Here is a 21,174-nt window from a genome sequence, read left to right on the forward strand (position 1 = left end):
CCGTTCCACCGCGACCCGGCTGTCGCAATTTACGCAAGCCGGGACACCGGGCGCGCTTGCGCCGGGCAAGGCGCCGGGCGATTGTCGCGGTCATGGATCACGTCGCCCCCTCCGCCGAGGACATCGAACGCCTCGCCCGCGCCGCCCTCGACGCGCTGCCCGAGGCGTTCCGCCCGGCCGCGCGGCAGGTGGCCCTGCGGGTCGATGAGTTCGCGCCGGACTGGATGCTTTCCGAGATGGCGATCGAGGACCCGTTCGAGCTTACCGGGCTCTACGACGGCATCCCGATGACCGAGAAATCGGTGGGCGACCCGCCGCACGGCCCCGATACCGTCTGGCTCTTCCGCCGCCCGATCCTCGACGAGTGGGCGGACCGCGGCGATGTCACCCTCGGCGCGCTCGTGGCGCATGTCCTGGTGCATGAGCTGGCCCACCATTTCGGCTGGTCCGACGCCGACATCGCGACGATCGACCGCTGGTGGGAATGATCGTCCGCCCCGGTCAGTCCTCGCGGCGCGCAGCGTCGCGCCAGCGGTTGACGATCGGGTAGCGGCGGTCGAGCCAGAAGGCGCGGTTCGAAAGCCGCGCGCCCGGCGCGGACTGGAAGCGTTTGTATTCCGAAAGATAGACGAGGTGTTCGACCCGCGCGGCCTCTGCGCGGTCGTGGCCCGCCGCCACGCAATCCTCGATGGAGCCGTCCCGGTCCACCAGGATCTGGAGGAGCCCGTCGAGCCGCTCGTAGGGCGGCAGCGAATCGCTGTCCTTCTGATCCTCGGCAAGCTCGGCCGAGGGGGGCTTGGCGATCACGCGCTCGGGGATGACGGTGCCGCCCGGGCCCTTCATCCACGGGCGATGGTGGGCGTTCCGCCAGCGGCACAGATCGAAGACCCGCGTCTTGTAGAGATCCTTGATCGGATTGTAGCCGCCCGCCATGTCCCCGTAGATCGTGGCGTAGCCGACCGCGACCTCGGACTTGTTTCCGGTGGTCAGCAGCATCTCCCCGCACTTGTTCGACAGCGCCATCAGCAGCAGACCGCGCAGCCGCGACTGCACGTTCTCCTCGGTCACGTCCGGCGCGAGACCCTCGAACAGGGGCGCGAGCGCCTCGGTCACCGCGGCCCGCGGCCCCGAGATCGGCACCTCGTCGAGCCGCGCGCCGAGGTGCCGCGCCACGGCGGCCGCGTCCTCCAGCGACAGCGCCGAGGTGTATTCGGACGGCAGCATCACGCAGCGGACGTTCTCCGCGCCCACCGCGTCGGCCGCGATCACCGCGACGATGGCGCTGTCCACGCCGCCCGAGAGACCGAGCAGAACCTTCGAGAAGCCGCTTTTCGCCAGGTAATCGCGCAGCGCCAGCACGCAGGCGTGATAGTCCTGCTCCATCGCGTCGGGAATGTGGGTGCGTCCGCCCTCTTCCGCCTCCCAGCCGTTTTCGCCGCGGCGGAAATCCACCTGCGCGATCGCCTCCTCCATCACCGGCATCTGCACCGCGAGGCGGCCGCCGGGATTGAGGACGAAGCTGCCGCCGTCGAAGACCTGGTCGTCCTGCCCGCCCACGAGGTTGAGGTAGACGAGCGGCAGCCCCGTCTCCACCACCCGCGCCACCATGTGATTGAGCCGCACGTCGCGCTTGTCGCGGTAATAGGGCGAGCCGTTCGGCACGAGCAGGATCTCCGCGCCCGTCTCGGCCAGCGTCTCGGCCACGTCCGGGGACCACGCGTCCTCGCAGACGGGGCTGCCGAGCCGCACCGGCCCCACCGCGTAGGGTCCGGAAATCGGGCCGGGGCGGAACGTGCGCATCTCGTCGAAGACGAGGTAGTGCGGCAGATGGTGCTTGAGCGCGACCGCCGCGATCCGGCCTTCCTTCAGCACGAACCAGGCGTTGTGCAGTTCCGCACCCTCCAGCCAGAGCCCGCCCACGCCGAGCGCGGGCCCCTCGGCGCACTCCCGCGCGAGACGCTGCACGGTCTCGATCGCCGCGGCCTGGAACGCCGGGCGCAGGACGAGGTCCTGGGGGTTGTAGCCCGGAATGAACATCTCGGGCAGCGCCACCATGTCGGCGCCCGCGGCCTTGCCGGTCTTCCACGCCTCGCGCGCCCGCGCGGCGTTTCCGTCGAGGTCGCCGAGCGTGGGGTTGAACTGAGCGAGCGTCAGGCGGAACCTGTCGGCCATGGGTCTGTCCCCGGAATTGACGTGTCGGCCCTCACTTAGCAGATGCCGGGGCGAGGGGAAGCGGGTTGCGGCAAAAGGCGTTGTCACCCCCGGGAGGCTCCTTTACCCTCTCACCGACCGGTCGAAATCCGGAACGACAGGGCGGACACTTCTTATGGCAGGCAAGTCAGGCAGCAGACGCGCGCCGCTCGCCGGGGCGTTTGCCGCGGCGCTTCTGACCGCGGCGTGGGCCCCGGCGCTCCAGGCGCAGGACGGCGACGTCCGCACGAAGCAGTACGAGGACGGCGGCGTCTACGAGGGCACCTTCAAGGACGGCTTGCAGCACGGCCGCGGCACCTACCGCCTGCCGAACGGCTACGAATACACCGGCGAATGGGTCGAGGGCGAGATCCGCGGCGAGGGCGTGGCGCGCTTTCCCAACGGCTCGGTCTACGAAGGCACCTTCGCCCGGGGCAAGCCCGACGGGGTGGGCAAGATCACCTTCGCCGACGGGTCCACCTACGAGGGCACCTGGGTGGACGGGCAGATCACCGGCCAGGGCATCGCGGTCTACGCCAACGGCACCCGCTACGAAGGCGGCTTCCGCAACGCCATGCACCATGGCCGCGGAACGATGTCGAGCCCCAACGGCTACGTCTACGAGGGCGACTGGGTGAACGGCGTCAAGGAGGGCCAGGGCACGATCACCTACCCCGACGGCTCGGTCTACCAGGGCTCCATCGTGCGCGGCTCCCGGGAGGGGGTGGGCACGCTCACCACGCCCGCGGGGCTGATCTACGAAGGGCTCTGGAAAGACGGCCAGATCAACGGCGAGGGCACGCTGACCCAACCCAACGGCGACATCTACGAAGGCCAGCTGGTGAATGGCCGCCGGGAAGGCATGGGCAAGGTGACCTACGCCAACGGCGACGTCTACGAGGGCGCGTTCCAGAACGACCAGCGCCACGGCCAGGGCACCTTCACCGGCACCGACGGCTACGTCTACGAAGGCTCCTGGGTCGCGGGCCGGATCGAGGGCGAGGGCAAGGTCACCTACCCGGACGGATCGGTCTACACGGGCGACTTCCGCGAGGGGCTCGCCAATGGCGAGGGCCGCATCACCTACCCCGACGGCTCCACCTACGAGGGCGACTGGGTGGACGGCGTGATCGAGGGGGCGGGCCGCGCGACCTATCCCAACGGGCTGGTCTACGAGGGCGAATTCCAGAACGCCCGCAACCACGGCGAGGGCGTCATGACCTATGCCGACGGCTACCGCTACGAGGGCGAGTGGCGGGACGGTCAGCGCCACGGCCAGGGCACCGCGACCTATCCCGACGGGACCGTCTACGTCGGTCAGTTCGCGGATGGGCAGCGCCACGGCGAGGGCCGGATCGAGATGCCCGACGGCTTCACCTACGAGGGCAGCTGGTCGCGGGGCGAGATCGAGGGCATGGGCACCGCGCGCTATCCCCGCCGCAACGACGCGGGCGAGATCGTGGGCCACGACGTCTACGAGGGCCAGTTCGTCGACGGACGCCGCCAAGGCGAGGGAACGATGCGCTACGCCTCCGGTGAAGAGGAAAGCGGCACCTGGGTGAACGGCGCCCTGACCGACGGGGACGACACGCAATAGCGCGCCCGCGAAACGACGCGTCGCCGCGTCGAACCTGCGAGGGACATGCCATGCGAGGCTTCGGGATCTGGCTTGTGGCGGTGGCCCTCGTCATACTGGCGGGGATCGTCGTCCCCTACGGCATTCTGAGCGGGGGCGCCCCGTCGCTCGTGATCTTCGTCTTCTGGTGCGTCTTCGGCGCGGCCGTCATCGGCCTGATCGCCGCCGGTGTCGCCCGCTGGAAGCTCTGAGATGATCCCGGCCGTCGTCATCTGGTTGACCGTCGCCGCCTTCGCCGTCCTGGGCGGCGCGATCGCCTTTGCCGCCATGCGCGGAAACACCGGAACGGCCGCCGACTACTATCTCGGCGGCCGCCATTTCGGCGGCATGGTGTCGGGCCTGTCCTACGCCGCGACCACCTACTCGGCATTCATGCTGGTCGTGCTCACCGGGCTGACCTATCGCGGCGGGGTCGGCGCGCTGGGCTTCGAGCTGATCTATTTCTCGGGGCTCACGCTTCTCGTGGTCTTCGGCCCGCGCTTCTGGCTCGCGGCGCGGCGCTGGGGCTTCATCACGCCGGCCGAGATGCTCGGCGCGCGCTACGGCGACCGCAAAGTGGCGCGGCTGGCGGCGGTGCTGAGCCTGCTTTTCCTGATGCCCTACTGCACGACGCAGATGGCGGGCATCGGCCTTCTGCTGTCGGGCGTCACGGGGGGCGCGATCACGCTCTTGCAGGCGATCGCGGTGGGCGCGGCGCTCGCGATCTTCTGGACGCTGGTCGCCGGGCTGCGCTCGGTCGCCTGGACCGACGCGGTGCAGGCGGCGGTGATGCTCGTCTCGGCGCTCCTCGCCGTGGGCTTCGTCGTCGCGTCGATCGGTGGCGTGGGCGTCTTCGTCGCGCGGGTCGCCGCGGAACACGGGCCCTGGCTCGACGTGCCGGGGCCGGGGTTGTGGAGCCTCGGCACCTTCCTCGCGCTTTCGATCCCGTGGTTCTTCTTTCCGCTCTCCAACCCGCAGGTCAGCCAGCGCCTCTTCGTCACCGAGGACATGCGCGCGCTGCGGCGCATGATCTTCTGGGTGCTGGGCTTCGGGCTCGTCTTCACGCTGATCGCGGTGATCTGGGGCTTCGCGGCGCTGGTGCTGGAACCGGGGCTCGACAACCCCGCCGGGGCGACCCCGGCGCTGCTGGGCTCGGGCGTGGTGCCGCTGCCGGTCAGCCTGCTGCTGATCGTCGGCATCCTCTCGGCCGCGGTCTCGACGCTCGATTCCATCGCGCTGACGCTTGGATCAATGGTGGCGCGCGACCTCATGCGCCAGGGCGAGGGACGCGATGCGCGGCAGATCCTGATCGGCCGCGTGGTCGTGGTGCTGGTGGTGCTTTTCGCGGCCGTCTTCGCGCTCAGGAACGCGCCGATCATCGACCAGCTCGCGGCGCTTTCGGCGGCCGGGCTCGTGGTCACGGTGCCCGCAACCATCGGCGCCTTCTTCTGGCGCGGCGGCACGGCGGCAGGGGTGCTGGCCTCCTTCCTGGGCGGCGCGGGGCTTGCGATCTGGCTCGTCATGGGGGCGAGCGTCAGCGTCTTCGATCCGCGCCTCGCGCTCGGCGTGATCTCGACCACGGTCGCGCTTTTCGTGGGTGTCAGCCTCGTGACGCAACCGCGCGCCGGGGCGCTCGATTTCAAGCGCGCGCTGCGCCGCGACCTCGACGACCACGGCGTCTGGTAGGTCAGACCGTCTCGCCGGCCTCCATGCGGTCGAGGAACGCCCCGGCCTCGCGCAGGACCGTCCTGCGCCGGTCCTCGTCCATCCGGTCCCATGTGCGGTACATCTGCGCCATGCGCGGGTTGCCCTCGAAGCGCTCGCGATGCCTGTCGAGGAAGTGCCAGTAAAGCAGGTTGAAGGGGCAGGCCCCCTCCCCCGTCTTGCGGCTGACCGCGTAGTCGCAGGACTTGCAGTAGTCCGACATGCGGTTGATGTAGGCGCCCGACGAGACATAGGGCTTCGAGGCGACGATGCCGCCGTCGGCGAACTGGCTCATCCCGATCACGTTGGGCGCCTCCACCCATTCGTAGGCGTCGGCATAGACGGCAAGGTACCAGTCGTGCACCTCGGCCGGATCGACGCCCGCCAGAAGCGCGAAATTGCCCGTGACCATCAGGCGCTGGATATGGTGGGCGTAGGCCTCTTCCCGCGTCTGGGCCACGCTTTGCGCGAGGCAGCGCATGTGCGTCCGCGCCCCCCAGTAGAAATCCGGCAACCGCCGGTCGTGGCCGAGCGCGTTACGCGCGGTGTAGTCCGGACCTTCGAGGAAGTAGATGCCGCGGACGTATTCGCGCCAGCCGATGATCTGGCGAATGAACCCTTCCACCGCGTTGATGGGCGCGCGGCCGTCACGCCACGCCGCCTCCGCCGCCCGGCAGACCTCGAGCGGGGACAGCAGACCGGCATTGAGATAGGGAGAGATCACGGCATGGTAAAGGAACCGGTGCCCGTCCAGCATCGCGTCCTGGTAGTCGCCGAAGCACGGCAGGGCATGGGTCACGAAGTGATCGAGCGCGCCACGCGCCTCCTCGCGATCGGTGGCGAACCAGAACGGCCGGACATCGCCGAAATTGCTGGCGAACTCCCGCTCGACAAGGTCCAGAACCTCCTCCACGGTCGCGTCCGGGTCAAACCGCGGCGGCCCGTCGTTCGCGATCTCGTCCGGGGCGGGCTTGCGATTCTCGTGGTCGAAGTTCCACTTGTCCCCCGCGGGGGTGTCGCCTTCCATCAAGAGACCGGTCTTGCGGCGCATCTCGCGGTAGAAATACTCCATGCGCAGCGACTTGCGCCCCTCGGCCCAGCTCTCGAACTCGGCGTGAGAGGCGATGAAGCGGTCGTCCTCGCAGAGCGTGACCGGCACCGGGCAATGGCGCAGCGTCTCGATCAGCCGCCATTCGCCGGGCTCGGTGGCGAAGACCTCTGTGGCGCCGGTCTCATCGGCCCGGCGCAGCAGTTCGCCGCAGATGCTGCCGGCGTTCTCCGGGTCGTCGAAGGGCGTGTAGAGCACCCGCCAGCCCGCCCCGCGCAGCCGCTCGGCGAACTTGCGCATGGACGCGAAGAGGAAGGCGATCTTCTTGGGGTGATGGCGCACGTAGCTCGCCTCGTCGCGCACCTCGGCCATGACGACGATATCCTGCGATGGATCCGCCGCGCGCAGCGCCGCGATCTCTTCGCTCAGCTGATCCCCGAGGACGAGGACGAGACGGCTCACCACGGGATCTCCTCGAAGGCGTAATCGTAGAACCCGCCCGAATGGCGCGGCTGCAACCGCTCCACCACTTCGGCCAGCCGCTCGGCGGCGCGCTCGGGGGTGACGGTGGGATGGCCGCCGGCGTATTTCGCAGTGAGCGCCGTCTCCACGGTGCCGGGATGCAGCGCGGCGATGACGGCCTCGGGCCGGGTGCGCGCGATCTCCACCGCCGCGCCGTGAAGCATCTGGTTCAGCGCCGCCTTGGCCACGCGGTAGGAATACCAGCCGCCCATGCGGTTGTCGCCGATGGAACCCACCCGCGCCGAAAGCGCGGCGAAGACCGATCTTCCCTCGCGCGGCATCAGCCCGACGGCGTGCTTCAGCACGATCGCCGGCCCGACGCAGTTGAGCGAGAACTGGTCGATCATCGCCCGGGGTTCGAGGTGGCGAAGGCTTTTCTCGGGTCCGTGCCCGTCGAGTTCGAGGGCGCCCGTCGCCACGAAGATGAGGTCGAAGGGGCCCTCGAGCCGGGACAATCCCGCCTCGACCGAGGCCTCGTCGGTGACGTCGAACCCGTCGGCGGATCGCGACAGGCTCGTGACGTTCGCGCCGCGGCGGTCCAGCTCGGCCGCAACGGCCGCGCCGATCCCGCCCGAGGCGCCGATCACAAGTGCGTTCGAAGGTATCATGGCCGCGAATTAACGCAGGCGCCCGCGCTGTCAATCGCGTCGCCGCCCCGGGGAGGCCGGCGCATTTCAGGGGTTTTCCCGAACGCCAAATGGCGTATAGTTCGCCCCCATGACGAGCCGGGATCATATCGCCGTTTCCCGCGTCGGTGCCGTCGCGCCGGCCCTCGGCCTTCTTCTCCTTAGCCGCCTCTGAGCGTGCCGCTCGGCGCGACCGCTCAGAGGACGCAGTGCCGCGCCGGAGAGAAGCCAAGGACAACCGAAGAGATCAAGCCATGACCGACCAGAGCACGAAAGATCGCGTGTTGATCTTCGACACGACGCTGCGCGACGGCGAGCAGAGCCCCGGCGCGACCATGACCCACGACGAGAAGCTCGAGATCGCGGATCTTCTCGACGAGATGGGCGTGGACATCATCGAGGCGGGCTTCCCGATCGCCTCCGAGGGCGACTTCCGCGCGGTGAAGGAGATCGCCGAGCGCGCGCGCAACGCGGCGATCTGCGGGCTCGCGCGGGCCAACCCGACCGACATCGACCGCTGCTGGGAGGCGGTGCGCCGCGCGAAGCACCCGCGCATCCACACCTTCATCGGCACCTCGCCGCAGCACCGCGCCATCCCGAACCTCGACCAGGACCAGATGGCCGCGCGCATCCACGAGACGGTCACCCACGCGCGCAACCTCTGCGACAACGTGCAATGGTCGCCGATGGACGCGACGCGGACGGAATGGGACTATCTCAGGCGCGTGGTGGAGATCGCCATCAAGGCGGGCGCCACGACGATCAACATTCCCGACACGGTGGGCTACACCGCGCCCGTCGAATCCGCCGATCTCATCCGGCGGCTGATCTCCGAGGTGCCGGGCGCCGACGAGGTGGTCTTCGCCACCCACTGCCACAACGACCTGGGCATGGCGACGGCGAACGCCCTCGCCGCGGTCGCGGGCGGCGCGCGACAGATCGAGTGCACCATCAACGGGCTCGGGGAGCGGGCCGGGAACACCGCGCTCGAGGAGATCGTCATGGCGCTCCGTGTGCGGGGCGACATCATGCCCTACGAGACCCGCGTGGACACCACGAAGATCATGAACATCTCGCGCCGCGTGGCCGCGGTGTCCGGCTTCCCGGTGCAGTACAACAAGGCGATCGTGGCAAGAACGCCTTCGCGCATGAATCGGGCATCCACCAGGACGGGATGCTGAAGAGCGCCGACACGTTCGAGATCATGCGCCCCGAGGATATCGGGCTCGCGGCCACCTCGCTGGTGATGGGCAAGCATTCGGGCCGCGCGGCGCTCCGCGCCAAGCTCGAGGAGCTCGGCTACAAGCTGGGCGAAAACCAGCTGAAGGACGTCTTCGTCCGTTTCAAGGACCTCGCCGACCGCAAGAAGGAGGTCTACGACGAGGACCTCATCGCGCTGATGCGCGCGGGCGAGGACGCGGCGAAGGACCATCTCGTGGTGCACTCGCTGCGGGTGGCCTGCGGCACCGGCGGGCCGGCGGAAGCCGAACTCGTGATGACGGTGGACGGCGTGGAGAAATCCGCCACGGCCCGGGGCGACGGCCCGGTGGACGCGACCTTCAAGGCGGTGCGCGAGATCTGGCCCAACGACGCGCGTCTCCAGCTCTACCAGGTTCACGCCGTGACGGAGGGGACGGACGCGCAAGCTACGGTCAGCGTGCGCCTCGAGGAGGATGGCAACATCGCCACCGGCCAGTCGGCGGATACCGACACGGTCGTGGCCTCCGCCAAGGCCTACGTCAACGCGCTGAACCGCCTGCTCGTCCGCCGGGACCGGCTGGGGCAGGACGAGAAGGAAATCAGCTACAAGGACGCGGGCTGAGGGCGCCACGCGGTCTACGGACCGCGTGCAAGCCGCTTCGAAGCGGCTTGCAAGGGCCTTCGAAGGCCCTTGCGCTCAGCCCAGCGGCCCCGCCGTCTGCCAAAGCCGGACGCGCAGCCCGCCATGGGGCACCTGCGGGCCGGCATCGAGCGGCAGGCCGCTCGCGCGTGCGAGCGTGTCCTCGCTCGTCACCAGCGCCACCCGCCAGCCCGCGAAGCGCGCGCGCATGACCTCTCCGAACCGGCCGTAAAGCGCGCGCAGCGCGCCCGCATCGCCGATCCGCCCGCCATAGGGCGGATTCGCGATGACGAGGCCGGGCGCCCCCTCGGGCGGGACGAGATCGCTGATCGCCTGTCGGGCGAAGGCGCAGCGTCCGTCGACGCCCGCGCGCGCTGCGTTTTCAAGGCTCATGCGCACGGCGCCGGCGTCGCGGTCGAAGCCGTGGAAGCGCAGTGGCCCGTCGCGCGCCGCGCGCGTGGCGCGCATCGCGTCCCAGCGGGTGGGGTCGAAGCCTGCCAGCCTTTCGAAGGCGAAGGGGCGGTCGCGCCCGGGCGCGAGTCCGGCGGCGATCTCGGCGGCCTCGATCACGAAGGTGCCCGAGCCGCACATCGGGTCCAACACCGGCTCCGCGCCGTCGAACCCGGCCGCGCGGAGAAAGAGCGCCGCCAGCGTCTCGCGCAGGGGCGCCTTTCCGACCGCCTGCTTGTGCCCGCGCCGGTGCAGCGGCGATCCGGAACTGTCGAGGCTGATCTCGACAAGGTTGTTCTCGATCCGGACGAGGACGCGCAACTCCGCCTCGTCCGACACCGGAACGCCCGCGCCGCCCAGCGCCTGGACCACGCGCTGGGCCGCGGCCTTTTCGTGGTAGATCCGCGAGCGCCGGCAGCTTGCCTCGACGCGCACCGGCGTGTCCGTGCGAAAGACCTCGCCCCAGGGGACGCGCCGTGCACGCTTGTCGAGTTGCGCAAGGTGCACCGCGGGAAACCCGACGAGCCGCACCAGGACGCGGCCCGCACCCCTGAGCTCGAGGTTGGCGCGCCAGACCTCCTGCCATCCGCCCCGCGCGAGCACGCCGCCCGCGACCGTCGCGGTCACGTCGAAGCCCTTTTCGCGCGCCTCTTCCGCGAGCACCGGTTCGAGGCCGGGCGGCGCCGCGAGAAAGATCTCGAACGGGCCGTCCGGTCGGAGGTCGTCGGCCATCGCGCGCCGCGTCAGAGCATCGCCGGCACGACGAGGTCGGGCGGGCGGTGGCCGTCGGCGTGGGTCTTGATGTTGATGATGACCTTCTCGCCCATCTCGATCCGCCCCTCGACCGTGGCCGAGCCCATATGCGGCAGAAGCACCACGTTCCTGAGCTGCCGCAGGCGCGGGTTCACGCCGGTGCCGTGCTCGTAGACGTCGAGGCCTGCTCCCGCGATCTCGCCCGCGCGCAACATCCGGGTGAGCGCGTTCTCGTCGATCACCTCGCCGCGCGAGGTGTTCACGATCACCGCGTCCGGCTTCATGAGCTTCAGCCGCCGCGCGTTCATCAGATGGAAGGTGGAGGGCGTGTGCGGGCAGTTCACGCTGATGATGTCCATCCGCGCGACCATCTGGTCGAGGCTTTCCCAGTAGGTGGCGCCATGGGCGTCCTCGATCTCGGGGCGGAGGCGGCGACGATTATGGTAATGCACCTGCATGCCGAAGGCCTGCGCGCGGCGCGCCACGGCCTGCCCGATCCGCCCCATGCCGAGGATGCCGAGGCGCCGGCCGGCGAGCCGCCCGCCCAGAAGCGCGGTCGGCGACCAGCCGCCCCATTCGCCCGACTGCATGAGCGCGAGCCCTTCGGGAATCCGCCGCGTCACGGCGAGGATCAGCGCCATGGTCATGTCGGCGGTGTCGTCGGTCATCACGCCGGGCGTGTTCGACACGAGGATCCCGCGCGAGCGCGCGGTTTCCACGTCGATATGGTCCACGCCGGCGCCGTAATTGGCGATGAGCTTCAGCCGCGGCCCGGCCTGCGCGATGAGCCGCGCGTCGATGTCGTCGACGATGGTCGGCACCAGCACGTCGGCCTCGGCCATCGCGGCGGCGAGTTCCTCTCTGCTCATGGGCGCGTCGTCCTCGCGCAGGCGGACGTCGAAGAGGTCCCGCATGCGCGCCTGCACGGGCTCCGGCAGGCGTCGCGTGACGACAACACTCAGCCGCTCAGATGTCATAGGGCGCCTCCTCTCGCTTCCCCTCGCCCGGGGTCGGTGGCACAGTGTCGAAGAAGACGCCGGGGCACAAGAACCCCGGCCGGAAAACGGCACCCGTCGCGGGTGCGGGGCAGCGGACAGGCGATGATCAGATCCTTCCGGAGGTGCGGCCGCGGCGTGGCCGCCATGGCTATCGCGGCGCTTCTTTGCGGGCTGGCGGTCGTCCCGGCCATCGCGGCCGAGCGCGGCCCGGTCACCAATCTTCCCCTGCCGCGCTACGTCTCGCTCAAGGCGTCCGAAGGCAATGTCCGCCGCGGCCCGTCGCTGACCCATCGCATCGACTGGGTGCTCAAGCGCCGCGACATGCCGCTTATGATCACCGCCGAGCATGGCCACTGGCGCCGCGTGCAGGACCGCGAGGGCGCGGGCGGCTGGATGCACTACTCGCTGCTTTCGGGCGTGCGCACCGTCATCGTCGTGGACGACATGCTGCCGCTGACGGTCCGGCCCGAGGCCCGCGCGCCCGAGGTGGCGCGTCTCGAGGCGGGGGTGGTCGCCCGGCTCGGCGCCTGCGACCGCACCCATTGCCGGCTGAGCGCGGGCGGCCATCGCGGCTGGGCCGAGAAGGCCGCGCTGTGGGGCGTCGACCCGGACGAGATCCGCGACTGAGCCACGCGCAGCCGCGCGGCGCGCCGCCCCCCGGTGCCACAACAATTTGGAATCGCTTGTCATCCGCGTGTCATCAAACGCGGTTAGCGGATGCGGCCAGAGAGCGAGGCTCTCTTCGCCCACCACTCGCAACATGTGCCCGCGCGCGGCCCGCGCGACGGGACCAGGAGAGATCACGATGACCAGCAAACCGATTGTCGCGGCCACGCTGCTTTGCACCGTCGCGGCTGCGCCGCTTTATGCGCAGGACCGCGCTCAGGTGAATTTCTGGCACGCCATGGGCGGCCAGCTCGGCGAGATCACCGACCGCTTCGCCACCGACTTCAACGCCTCCCAGGACGCCTGCCAAGTCAATTCGATCTACAAGGGCAACTATACCGAGAACATGACCCAGGCGATCGCGGCCTTCCGCGCCGGCGAGCAGCCGCACATCGTCCAGGTCTTCGAGGTCGGCACCGCCACCATGATGGCCGCCGAGGGCAACGGCGCAGTCTACCCCGTCTACAAGCTGATGGAGGACGCGGGCGTCGCCTTCGACCAGTCCGACTACCTGCCCGCGGTGATCTCCTACTACACCGACACCGACGGCAACCTTCTGTCGCTGCCCTTCAACAGCTCCACCCCGGTGCTGTGGTACAACAAGACCGCGCTCGACGCGGCCGGCGTCGAGGTGCCGGCCACCTGGGACGAGGTGGTCGAGGTGTCGCGCGCGCTGAAGGATAACGGCGTGAAATCGCCCTTCGGTTTCGGCTGGCAGTCCTGGACGCAGATCGAGAACTATTCGGCCTGGCACGACCTGCCGATCGGCAGCGAGGAGAACGGCTTTGCCGGGCTGGGCACCGATTTCACCTTCGACAACGCGAATGTCGTCAATCACATCGACCGCATCGCCAGGATGCGCGAGGAGGGGCTTTTCGCCTATGGCGGCCGCCGCGGCGACTCGCGCTCGATGTTCGTGAACGGCGAGACCGCGCTCTGGATCAACTCGTCGGCCTATTACGGCGGCTTCGCGAGCGACATCACCGACTTCGAGTTCGGGCAAGCCATGCTGCCGCTGGACACCGCGGTCGCCGACGCGCCGCAGAACTCGATCATCGGCGGCGCGACGCTCTGGGTGCTGACCGGCCACGAAGCGCCCGAATACACCTGCACCGCGCAGTTCTTCGACTACATCTCGCAGCCCGAGCAGCAGGCCGCGTGGCACCAGGAGACGGGCTACGTCCCGATCACCACCGCCGCCTACGAGCTGAGCCGCGAACAGGGCTTCTACGAGGAGAACCCGGGCACCGACGTGGCCATCAAGCAGCTTTCGCTGAACGAGCCCACGCCCAACTCCAAGGGCCTGCGCTTCGGCAATTTCGTGCAGATCCGCGACATCATCAACGAGGAACTGGAGGCCGTCTGGTCCGGCACCAAGTCGGCCGAAGAGGCGATGGACGCCGCGGTCGAGCGGGGCAACGACCTGCTTCGCCGCTTCGAGCAGTCGAACAGCTGATCCGTTGAAACGACACCCGCCCGGTCCCGCCGTCGCGGGGCCGGGCCCCCTTGCCTTCGGAACTGCATGAAACGCGTCTTCTTCCGGTCGAGGTGGCTGCCCTACGCCTTGCTGGCGCCCCAGATCGCCATCACGCTCGTCTTCTTCTTCTGGCCGGCTCTTCGCGCCGTCGAAAGCGCGTTCTTCATCGAGGACGCCTTCGGATTCTCGCGCCAGTTCGTGTGGTTCGAGAACTACGTCCGGCTGTTCAACGATCCCGGCTATCTCAAGAGCTTTCGCACCACGCTGATCTTCGGGCTGGGCGTGACCGGCCTTGCGATGTCGATCGCACTGGCGCTCGCGGTGGCGGCCAACCGGGTGCTGCACGCGGCGACGACCTATCGCACGCTCATCATCTGGCCCTATGCCGTGGCGCCCGCGCTGGCGGGCGTGATCTGGTTCTTCCTGATGAACCCGTCGCTGGGGATCGTGGCCTACTGGCTCGACCTCGCGGGCTATGACTGGAACCACTACCAGAACGGCGACGAGGCGCTTCTGATGGTAACCGTCGCGGCGGCGTGGAAGCAGATCAGCTACAACTTCCTCTTCTTCCTCGCCGGGCTTCAGTCGATCCCGAAATCCATGCTGGAGGCCGCGGCGATCGACCGGGCGAGCCCGTGGCGCCGGTTCTGGTCGATCACCTTTCCGCTCCTGTCGCCCACCACCTTCTTCCTGCTCGTCATCAACCTGGTCTACGCGTTCTTCGACACCTTCAGCCTGATCCACGCCACCACGAGCGGCGGGCCGGCCGACGCCACCTCCATCCTGGTCTTCCGGGTCTACAACACCGGCTTCGTCGGGCAGGACTACGGATCCTCCGCGGCGCAATCGGTGATCCTGATGGCGCTCGTGATCGCACTGACCGCGATCCAGTTCAGATACGTCGAACGCCGGGTGAACTACTGATGGTCGAAAACCGCCCCCTTGGCACCTTCCTGACCCACGCGGTGCTGATCGCGGGCGTGGCGTTCCTGTGCTTTCCGGTGTGGATGGCGCTCGTGGCGTCCACCCACGGTCCCGAGGCGCTGTCACGCGCGCCGATCCCGCTGTGGTTCGGGGACCGGGGCTGGGAGAACTACCGCACCCTGCTGACGACCGGGCTGCCCGAGGCCGGCGGCGTGCCGGTTGGGCTGATGATGGCGAACAGCCTCGTCATGGCGCTCGGCATCGCGGTGGGCAAGATCGCCATCTCGCTCACCGCGGCCTATGCCATCGTCTATTTCCGCTTCCCGTTCCGCATGGGCTTCTTCTGGATGATCTTCATCACGCTCATGCTGCCCGTCGAGGTGCGCATCCTGCCCACCTTCGACGTGATCACGCGGCTCGACATGCTCAACAGCTATCACGGGCTGATCGTGCCGCTCATCGCCTCGGCCACGGCCACCTTCCTTTTCCGGCAGTTCTTCCTGACCGTGCCTGACGAACTGGTGGAGGCCGCGCGCATCGACGGGGCGGGGCCGATGCGCTTCTTCCGCGACATCCTGCTGCCGCTCTCGCGCACGAATATCGCGGCGCTCTTCATCATCCTCTTCATCTATGGCTGGAACCAGTATCTGTGGCCGCTCATCGTCACGACGGACGAAAGCCTCTATACCGTGGTGATGGGCATCCAGCGCATGGCGAACTCGGGCGAGCAGCTGCCGGTCTGGCACTACATCATGGGCACCGCGGTGCTGGCCATGATCCCGCCCGTCCTGGTGGTGCTCGCGATGCAGCGCCTCTTCGTGAAAGGCCTTGTGGAAAGCGAGAAATAACGATGGCAACGGTGGAACTGAAGGCGCTGTCCAAGACCTACGCGGGCGGCGTGCAGGCGGTGGAGGCGGTGGACATCGCCATCCGCGACGGAGAGTTCGTCGTGCTCGTCGGGCCCTCGGGCTGCGGCAAGTCCACGATCCTGCGCATGATCGCGGGGCTCGAGACGGTGACGGGCGGCGAGGTCCGGATCGGCGGCGCGCCGGTCAACCGGCTGGAGCCCGGCGAACGCGACATCGCGATGGTGTTCCAGAACTACGCGCTCTACCCGCACATGAGCGTGCGGCAGAACATGTCCTACGGGCTCAGGAACCAGGGCATGGCGAAGGACGAGATCGCCCGCCGCATCGAGGAGGCCGCGCGCACCCTGCAATTGCAGGACTACCTCGACCGCAGGCCCCGCCAGCTGTCGGGCGGGCAGCGCCAAAGGGTGGCGATGGGCCGCGCCATCGTGCGCGATCCCAAGGCGTTCCTGTTCGACGAGCCGCTCTCGAACCTCGACGCCAAGCTCAGGACCCAGCTTCGCACCGAGATCAAGGCGCTGCACCGCCGGCTCGGCGCGACCTTCATCTACGTCACCCACGACCAGGTGGAGGCGATGTCGCTCGCCGACCGGATCGTGCTGATGAACGGCGGCCGGATCGAGCAGATCGGCAGCCCGATGGAGCTTTACGACCGCCCGGCGAGCCGCTTCGTGGCCGAGTTCATCGGAACGCCGCCGATGAACATCCTGCCCGCCGAAAGCCCCGCCGCGCAGGCGCTCGCCACGGGCTGGCGCGCGCCCGCGGAGGCGCGGTGGCTGGGCGTCCGCCCCGAGGCGCTCCAGGTCACGTCGGGGCCCGGCATGGCGGGCGAGGTCGTGCTGATCGAGGCGCTGGGTGCGGACATGCTGGCGCATGTGCTGCCCGACGGGCTTGATGCCCCGATCGTGCTGCGCGCCCATGCCATGGCCGGCCTTGCCGAGCGCGACCGGGTCTCTCTCGCCCCGGATGCCGGATCACTCCGCGCCTTCGACGCAGACGGGCGCGCGACGGACCCCGCTGCCGCGGTCATGGCGCTCAACGAGTGACGCCGGGTCCGAGCTGCGGCCGCCCGTCGACGTAGCACTGCGCGACCGCACGCTCGTCGCCCATGATCTGGAGGACGAAAAGCTCCTCGACGAGGGTTTCCGCCCGCGCCATCCTGAGGCGCATCGGTTCGGTGGCGCGCGCGTCGAGGACGACGAGATCGGCCTCCATGCCCGCGGCGAGCGTTCCGATCCGATCCCCCAGCCCCATCGCCACGGCATTTCCCCGCGTCGCCCAGTGAAACGCCTCGTAGGGATGGAGCCGCTGGCCGCGAAGCGCGAGCGCCTTGTAGCCCTCCCCGAGGGTCGCGAGCATCGACCAGCTGGTGCCGCCGCCGATGTCGGTGGCGATGCCCGTCACCACGCCCGCGCCGTGCAGCCGCGCCGCGTCGAAGAGCCCGCTGCCGAGGAAGAGGTTCGAGGTCGGGCAGAAGATCGCGCGGCTTCCCGTCTCGGCCATCCGCGCAACCTCGCGCGGCTCCAGGTGGATGCAGTGCCCGAGCAGCAGTTCGGGGCCGAGCAGGCCCGCCTTTTCGTAGACGTCGAGATAGTCGCGCGCCTGCGGGAAAAGCTCCCGCACGCGGGCGATCTCCGCCAGGCTTTCGGACATGTGGGTCTGGCGCAGGCAGCCGGGATGCTCGGCGGCCAGCGCGCCCGCCGCCTCGAGCTGCGCAGGCGTCGAGGTGATGGCGAAGCGCGGCGTGATCGCGTAGCCGAGCCGCCCGCGCCCGTGCCAGCGCGCGATCAGCGCCTTGCTGTCGTCGTAGGCGGATTGCGCGGTGTCGCGCACGCCCTCCGGCGCCTCGCGGTCCATCATCACCTTGCCCGCCACGAGCCGCACGCCGCGGCGCTCGGCCTCGGCGAAGAGCGCCTCCACGCTCGAGGCATGGGAGGAGCCGTAGACCACCGCGGTCGTGGTGCCGGCCGCCGCGAGCCGGTCGAGGAAGGGCCCCGCCATGGCCCGCGCGAGATCGGGATCGGCGTAGCGCGCCTCCTCGGGGAAGGTGTAGCGCGCCAGCCAGTCGAGCAGATCCGCGCCCCAGGAGGCAACGACCTGCGACTGCGGAAAATGGATGTGCGGGTCGATGAAGCCCGGAAGCACGAGATGGGGGCGGTGGTCGATCACCTCGGCGTCGCGCGCCCCGGGCGCGATCGCCGCGTAGTCCCCCGCGGCCGCGATCCGGCCCTCGCGGATGAGCAGCGCGCCGTCCTCTCGGTGGTCGAGCGCCGCCGCGTCGCCCGGCCCCTCCGGCGCACGGCGGAAGCTCAGCGTGCGGGCGCGGATCAGGCGGGCGGGCTCAGCCATCGCGGTAGCGGAAGACGCCGGTGGCGGTGGCGAGGCGCTCGCCGGTCTCGTCCCGCGCCGCGGCCTCGGCGAAGGAGATGCGCCGCCCGCCGCCCGTGCGCCGCGCCTCGGCGATGAGCCGCGTGCCTTTCGGGCGCGAGAGGAAGTTCACCGTCATGGAGAGGGTCATCGCCATCCGAAGGTGATCGGGATCGCCCGTGTAGCACCCCGCATAGCCCATCGCCGTGTCGAGAATCGCGGCATAGACGCCGCCATGCATGTTCCCGTGCCGGTTCGTGAGAACGTCGCTCACCGGCTGTTCGAAGCGGGCGTAATCCGGCCCCCAGTCCACCATCCCGAAGCCCATATGGCGCTGGAAGGGAAACGAATCCTCGATCAGCCGCTCGTCCATGGCCGGATATCCTTTCGCTCGCTGCGTCCGCGTTTCAGGGCCTCATAGCGGGATCGCCGCGGCCACGCCAGCGCGCGGGGGGGGGGGGGCGCGGGTTTTCCCCGCCGCGCGATGCGCCTAGGCTCGCGCACGAGCGACCGGAGGAAATCCCATGCCCGAAGAAATGCGCCGAATCGTGCTGGCCAGCCGCCCCGAGGCGGAGGCCGTGCCCGACAACTTCCGACTGGAAGAAGCCGACCTGCCCCGCCCGGCCGAAGGCGAGGTGCTGGTGCGCGTCACGTACCTGTCGCTCGATCCCTACATGCGCGGCCGGATGAGCGCCGCGAAAAGCTACGCGCCCCCCGTGGAGATCGGCGGGACGATGACCGGCCAGGGCGTCGGCGAGGTGATCGAGAGCCGCTCGCCCCGCTTCGCACCGGGCGACAGGGTGCTCGGCATCACCGGCTGGGCCGATCACGCCTGCCTGCCCGCGGAGGCGCTGCGCAAGCTCGACGGCACGCTCGCGCCCGAACTCTTCCTCGGCGTGCTCGGCATGCCCGGCTTCACCGGCTGGGTCGGACTTTCCGAATTCGGCCGCCCGCGGCAGGGCGAGACGCTGGCCGTCGCCGCCGCCACCGGGCCGGTGGGGTCGATGGTGGGCCAGCTCGCGAAGCGCAAGGGCCTCCGCGCCGTGGGAGTTGCCGGCGGGCCGGAGAAATCCCGCATCGCGCGGGAGACCTTCGGTTTCGACGCCTGCATCGATCACCGCGCCTTCACGGAGGCGGGCGCGCTCTCGGCCGCGATCGCCGAGGCCGCGCCCGACGGCATCGACATCTATTTCGAGAACGTGGGCGGGATGGTTCTGGACGCCGTGCTGCCGCTCTTGAACGACCACGCGCGCGTGCCCCTTTGCGGCACGGTCGCGTGGTATTCCGGCGGGGCCGGCGGCGCGCAGGACCGGCTGCCCATGCTCTGGCGGTCCATCCTCGTGCGCCGGCTGTCGGTGCACGGCTTCATCATCTTCGACCACTACGACCGCTACGACGCCTTCCTCGAAGAGGTCGCGCCGATGGTCGAGGCGGGGCGGATCGCGCATCTCGAGGACGTGGCGGACGGCATCGAGAGCGCGCCGGAGGCTTTCGTCGCCATGCTGAAAGGCGGAAATACCGGCAAGCAGCTCGTGCGGGTCGGCTGACCTTCCGCACGGAGGATCGCGCCCGTCAGGGGCCATCCTCCTGCGCCTCGAGGGCGAGCGGCGCGGCGGGCGGGCGTTCCAGGTCCTCGGCGGAGAGCGCCGCGGAAGGCCGCGCGAGGCGATTGCGCACCACCCAGATCAACCGCTCCTGCGCCCGCGTGATCGCGACATAGGCCAGCCGTTTCCAGAGCGGCTGACCCGCCTCGCTGCGCCCGGCCTGCGCCGCGGCGAAAAGATCGGGCGCGAAGACCTGCACCGTGTCCCACTGCGAGCCCTGCGCCTTGTGGATCGTCACGGCCGCGCCGTGCAGGAACACCGCGCCCATATGCGCCGCATAGGGCAGGAAGGGTTCCTCCTCGCCTGGCTTCTCGATCTTCACGATCGAGGCGGCGGAGACCTGCGGCTCCTCCGCGCCCACGACATGGAGCCGCGAAAAGCCCGGACGCTTGCCCGGCCCCTTGTAGATCACCTGCGCCCCCTTGATGAGCCCGCGCGCCTCGAGGTCGAGCCGCTTCTTGCGGTGCTTGAGCGGCAGCTCGATCCCGTCGCAGATCAGCGGCTCGCCCGGCAGCAGCCGGTCCTCGGGTGCATCATGCACCTTGCGGAAGGCATCGATGAGACGGATGCGCGTGGCGTTGCGCCAGACGAGCACGGGGCTGCGCGCCATCAGGTCCACCTCCACCCGCTGGCTCCAGACGACGCGATCGTCGCGCGCGGCGGCGGCGCGGATCATTTCCTCGAACTCCGCGAAGCCGAGCGCGGGATCGGCCAGGGCGTGGGCCAAGTCGAGGATCGGGTTGTCGGCCTCCTGCCGGTGGATGCGGTGCAGTTCCATCGTCTGCTCCGGTGCCAGCCGGTCGAAGATCATCTCGCCCGACTGCCCGACGGGGGCGAGCTGCGCGGGATCGCCGAACAGCAGAAGCGTCGGAAATATCTCCCGCAAGTCGTCGAACTGGCGCGCGTCGAGCATCGAGGCCTCGTCCACGAATCCCACGTCGAGCGGATCCTCCCGGCGCTTCCAGCCGGTGATGAAGTCCGACCCGCGCAAACCGGCCGCCGCGAGCGCCCCCGGCACCGAGGCGTGGCGGGCGTAGAAGGCCGCGGCCCGGTCGAGCGCGGCGTCGCCCGGCTCCGCGATCTCGGGGCGCTCCCCCTCGCCCGCCAGCCATTCCGCGATCCGCTCGTAATCGGGATCGTAGACGGGGGTATAGAGGATCCGGTGGATCGTGGTGGCGGGCACACCGCGCTGGCGCAGCACGCTCGCGGCCTTGTTCGTGGGCGCGAGCACGGCAAGGGTGCGCCGGTCGCGGCGCCGCCGCCCTGCCCAGTCGCCCGAGACGGTCTCCACCCCCGCATCCGCAAGCGAGCGGCAAAGCTCGGCCAGAAGCAGCGTCTTGCCGGACCCCGCCTTCCCCACCAGCGCCATGACCTGGGCCCGGCCTTCGCGCGGAGGGGCGAGGCGGCCCGCGTCGAGGTCGATCCCCGCCGCGCGCAGAAGTTCGGCGACACGGTCGTGGGCCTCGGCCTGGTCGGCCGAAAGGGTCAGGGCAGAAGCGGTCATGGCGCGACCCTAGCCCT

The 21,174-nt window shown here is 69.6% G+C and carries 18 protein-coding genes and 1 pseudogene; 11 read left to right on the top strand and 8 right to left on the bottom strand.

Going from position 1 to position 21,174, the window contains the following annotated elements; all coding sequences use genetic code 11:
* Nucleotides 1-92: 92 nt before the first annotated feature.
* Nucleotides 93-488, top strand: coding sequence for a metallopeptidase family protein (locus AB6A65_RS05505; protein ID WP_371037360.1), 396 nt, complete (start codon nt 93-95; stop codon nt 486-488).
* 13 nt (nt 489-501) lie between these two features.
* Here AB6A65_RS05505 and AB6A65_RS05510 read toward each other — a convergent pair whose 3' ends face one another.
* Complete coding sequence (locus AB6A65_RS05510; protein WP_371037361.1) at nt 502-2,172, bottom strand: NAD+ synthase; 1,671 nt, start codon at nt 2,170-2,172, stop codon at nt 502-504.
* 154 nt (nt 2,173-2,326) lie between these two features.
* On the opposite strand from AB6A65_RS05510, the gene AB6A65_RS05515 reads away from it, so the two are divergent.
* From AB6A65_RS05515 to AB6A65_RS05525, 3 genes are read left to right on the top strand one after another with little or no spacing between them, the layout of a single operon-like run.
* A complete protein-coding gene (locus AB6A65_RS05515) occupies nt 2,327-3,787 on the top strand; it encodes a 2-isopropylmalate synthase (protein ID WP_371037362.1) in 1,461 nt (486 codons plus the stop codon).
* 50 nt (nt 3,788-3,837) lie between these two features.
* Nucleotides 3,838-4,017: a hypothetical protein gene (locus AB6A65_RS05520; RefSeq protein WP_371037363.1), complete on the top strand. Its 180-nt coding sequence runs from the start codon at nt 3,838-3,840 to the stop codon at nt 4,015-4,017.
* A 1-nt stretch (nt 4,018) separates the two neighbouring features.
* A complete protein-coding gene (locus AB6A65_RS05525; protein WP_371037364.1) occupies nt 4,019-5,491 on the top strand; it encodes a sodium:solute symporter in 1,473 nt (490 codons plus the stop codon).
* Nucleotide 5,492: 1 nt separating this feature from the next.
* Here the strand turns inward: AB6A65_RS05525 and AB6A65_RS05530 are convergent, their stop codons facing one another.
* Together AB6A65_RS05530 and AB6A65_RS05535 are read right to left on the bottom strand one after the other, a co-directional pair.
* Complete coding sequence (locus tag AB6A65_RS05530; RefSeq protein WP_371037365.1) at nt 5,493-7,019, bottom strand: cryptochrome/photolyase family protein; 1,527 nt, start codon at nt 7,017-7,019, stop codon at nt 5,493-5,495.
* A complete protein-coding gene (locus AB6A65_RS05535; protein WP_371037366.1) occupies nt 7,016-7,687 on the bottom strand; it encodes an SDR family NAD(P)-dependent oxidoreductase in 672 nt (223 codons plus the stop codon). Before AB6A65_RS05535 ends, AB6A65_RS05530 begins: the two co-directional genes overlap by 4 nt.
* A gap of 272 nt (nt 7,688-7,959) precedes the next feature.
* On the opposite strand from AB6A65_RS05535, the pseudogene AB6A65_RS05540 reads away from it, so the two are divergent.
* Nucleotides 7,960-9,527: pseudogene (locus tag AB6A65_RS05540) on the top strand (2-isopropylmalate synthase).
* Nucleotides 9,528-9,602: 75 nt separating this feature from the next.
* On the opposite strand, the gene AB6A65_RS05545 reads toward AB6A65_RS05540, so the two are convergent.
* Nucleotides 9,603-10,727 carry a class I SAM-dependent RNA methyltransferase gene (locus AB6A65_RS05545; protein ID WP_371037367.1) on the bottom strand — a complete coding sequence of 375 codons (1,125 nt, stop codon included), beginning with the start codon at nt 10,725-10,727 and terminating at the stop codon, nt 9,603-9,605.
* Nucleotides 10,728-10,738: 11 nt separating this feature from the next.
* On the bottom strand, nt 10,739-11,725 hold the full coding sequence (locus AB6A65_RS05550) for a 2-hydroxyacid dehydrogenase (protein ID WP_371037368.1): 987 nt from the start codon (nt 11,723-11,725) through the stop codon (nt 10,739-10,741).
* A 165-nt stretch (nt 11,726-11,890) separates the two neighbouring features.
* Here AB6A65_RS05550 and AB6A65_RS05555 point away from each other — a divergent pair, with 165 nt between their 5' ends.
* The 5 genes from AB6A65_RS05555 (at nt 11,891) to AB6A65_RS05575 (ending at nt 16,728) form a co-directional block, all read left to right on the top strand.
* Nucleotides 11,891-12,373, top strand: a complete 483-nt coding sequence (locus AB6A65_RS05555) for an SH3 domain-containing protein (protein WP_371037369.1) — start codon at nt 11,891-11,893, stop codon at nt 12,371-12,373.
* 178 nt (nt 12,374-12,551) lie between these two features.
* A complete protein-coding gene (ugpB, locus tag AB6A65_RS05560) occupies nt 12,552-13,868 on the top strand; it encodes a sn-glycerol-3-phosphate ABC transporter substrate-binding protein UgpB (protein ID WP_371037370.1) in 1,317 nt (438 codons plus the stop codon).
* Between the two features lie 66 nt (nt 13,869-13,934).
* A complete protein-coding gene (gene ugpA / locus AB6A65_RS05565) occupies nt 13,935-14,813 on the top strand; it encodes a sn-glycerol-3-phosphate ABC transporter permease UgpA (protein ID WP_371037371.1) in 879 nt (292 codons plus the stop codon).
* On the top strand, nt 14,813-15,661 hold the full coding sequence (gene ugpE, locus AB6A65_RS05570; RefSeq protein ID WP_371037372.1) for a sn-glycerol-3-phosphate ABC transporter permease UgpE: 849 nt from the start codon (nt 14,813-14,815) through the stop codon (nt 15,659-15,661). Before ugpA ends, ugpE begins: the two co-directional genes overlap by 1 nt.
* A gap of 2 nt (nt 15,662-15,663) precedes the next feature.
* A complete protein-coding gene (locus AB6A65_RS05575; RefSeq protein WP_371037373.1) occupies nt 15,664-16,728 on the top strand; it encodes an ABC transporter ATP-binding protein in 1,065 nt (354 codons plus the stop codon).
* Here AB6A65_RS05575 and guaD read toward each other — a convergent pair.
* The gene (guaD, locus tag AB6A65_RS05580) at nt 16,718-18,031 is read right to left on the bottom strand and encodes a guanine deaminase (protein WP_371037374.1); all 1,314 of its coding nucleotides are present in this window, start codon (nt 18,029-18,031) and stop codon (nt 16,718-16,720) included. The genes AB6A65_RS05575 and guaD overlap by 11 nt on opposite strands.
* Complete coding sequence (locus AB6A65_RS05585; RefSeq protein ID WP_371037375.1) at nt 18,024-18,422, bottom strand: PaaI family thioesterase; 399 nt, start codon at nt 18,420-18,422, stop codon at nt 18,024-18,026. The genes guaD and AB6A65_RS05585 overlap by 8 nt, the downstream gene beginning before the upstream one ends.
* Before the next feature lie 151 nt (nt 18,423-18,573).
* Here AB6A65_RS05585 and AB6A65_RS05590 point away from each other — a divergent pair, with 151 nt between their 5' ends.
* A complete protein-coding gene (locus AB6A65_RS05590) occupies nt 18,574-19,596 on the top strand; it encodes an NADP-dependent oxidoreductase (RefSeq protein WP_371037376.1) in 1,023 nt (340 codons plus the stop codon).
* 25 nt (nt 19,597-19,621) lie between these two features.
* Here AB6A65_RS05590 and AB6A65_RS05595 read toward each other — a convergent pair whose 3' ends face one another.
* On the bottom strand, nt 19,622-21,157 hold the full coding sequence (locus tag AB6A65_RS05595; protein ID WP_371037377.1) for an ATP-dependent RecD-like DNA helicase: 1,536 nt from the start codon (nt 21,155-21,157) through the stop codon (nt 19,622-19,624).
* Nucleotides 21,158-21,174: the final 17 nt, after the last annotated feature.

The sequence above is a fragment of the Rhodosalinus sp. FB01 genome (assembly GCF_041365715.1).
Classification (GTDB): Bacteria; Pseudomonadota; Alphaproteobacteria; order Rhodobacterales; family Rhodobacteraceae; genus Rhodosalinus.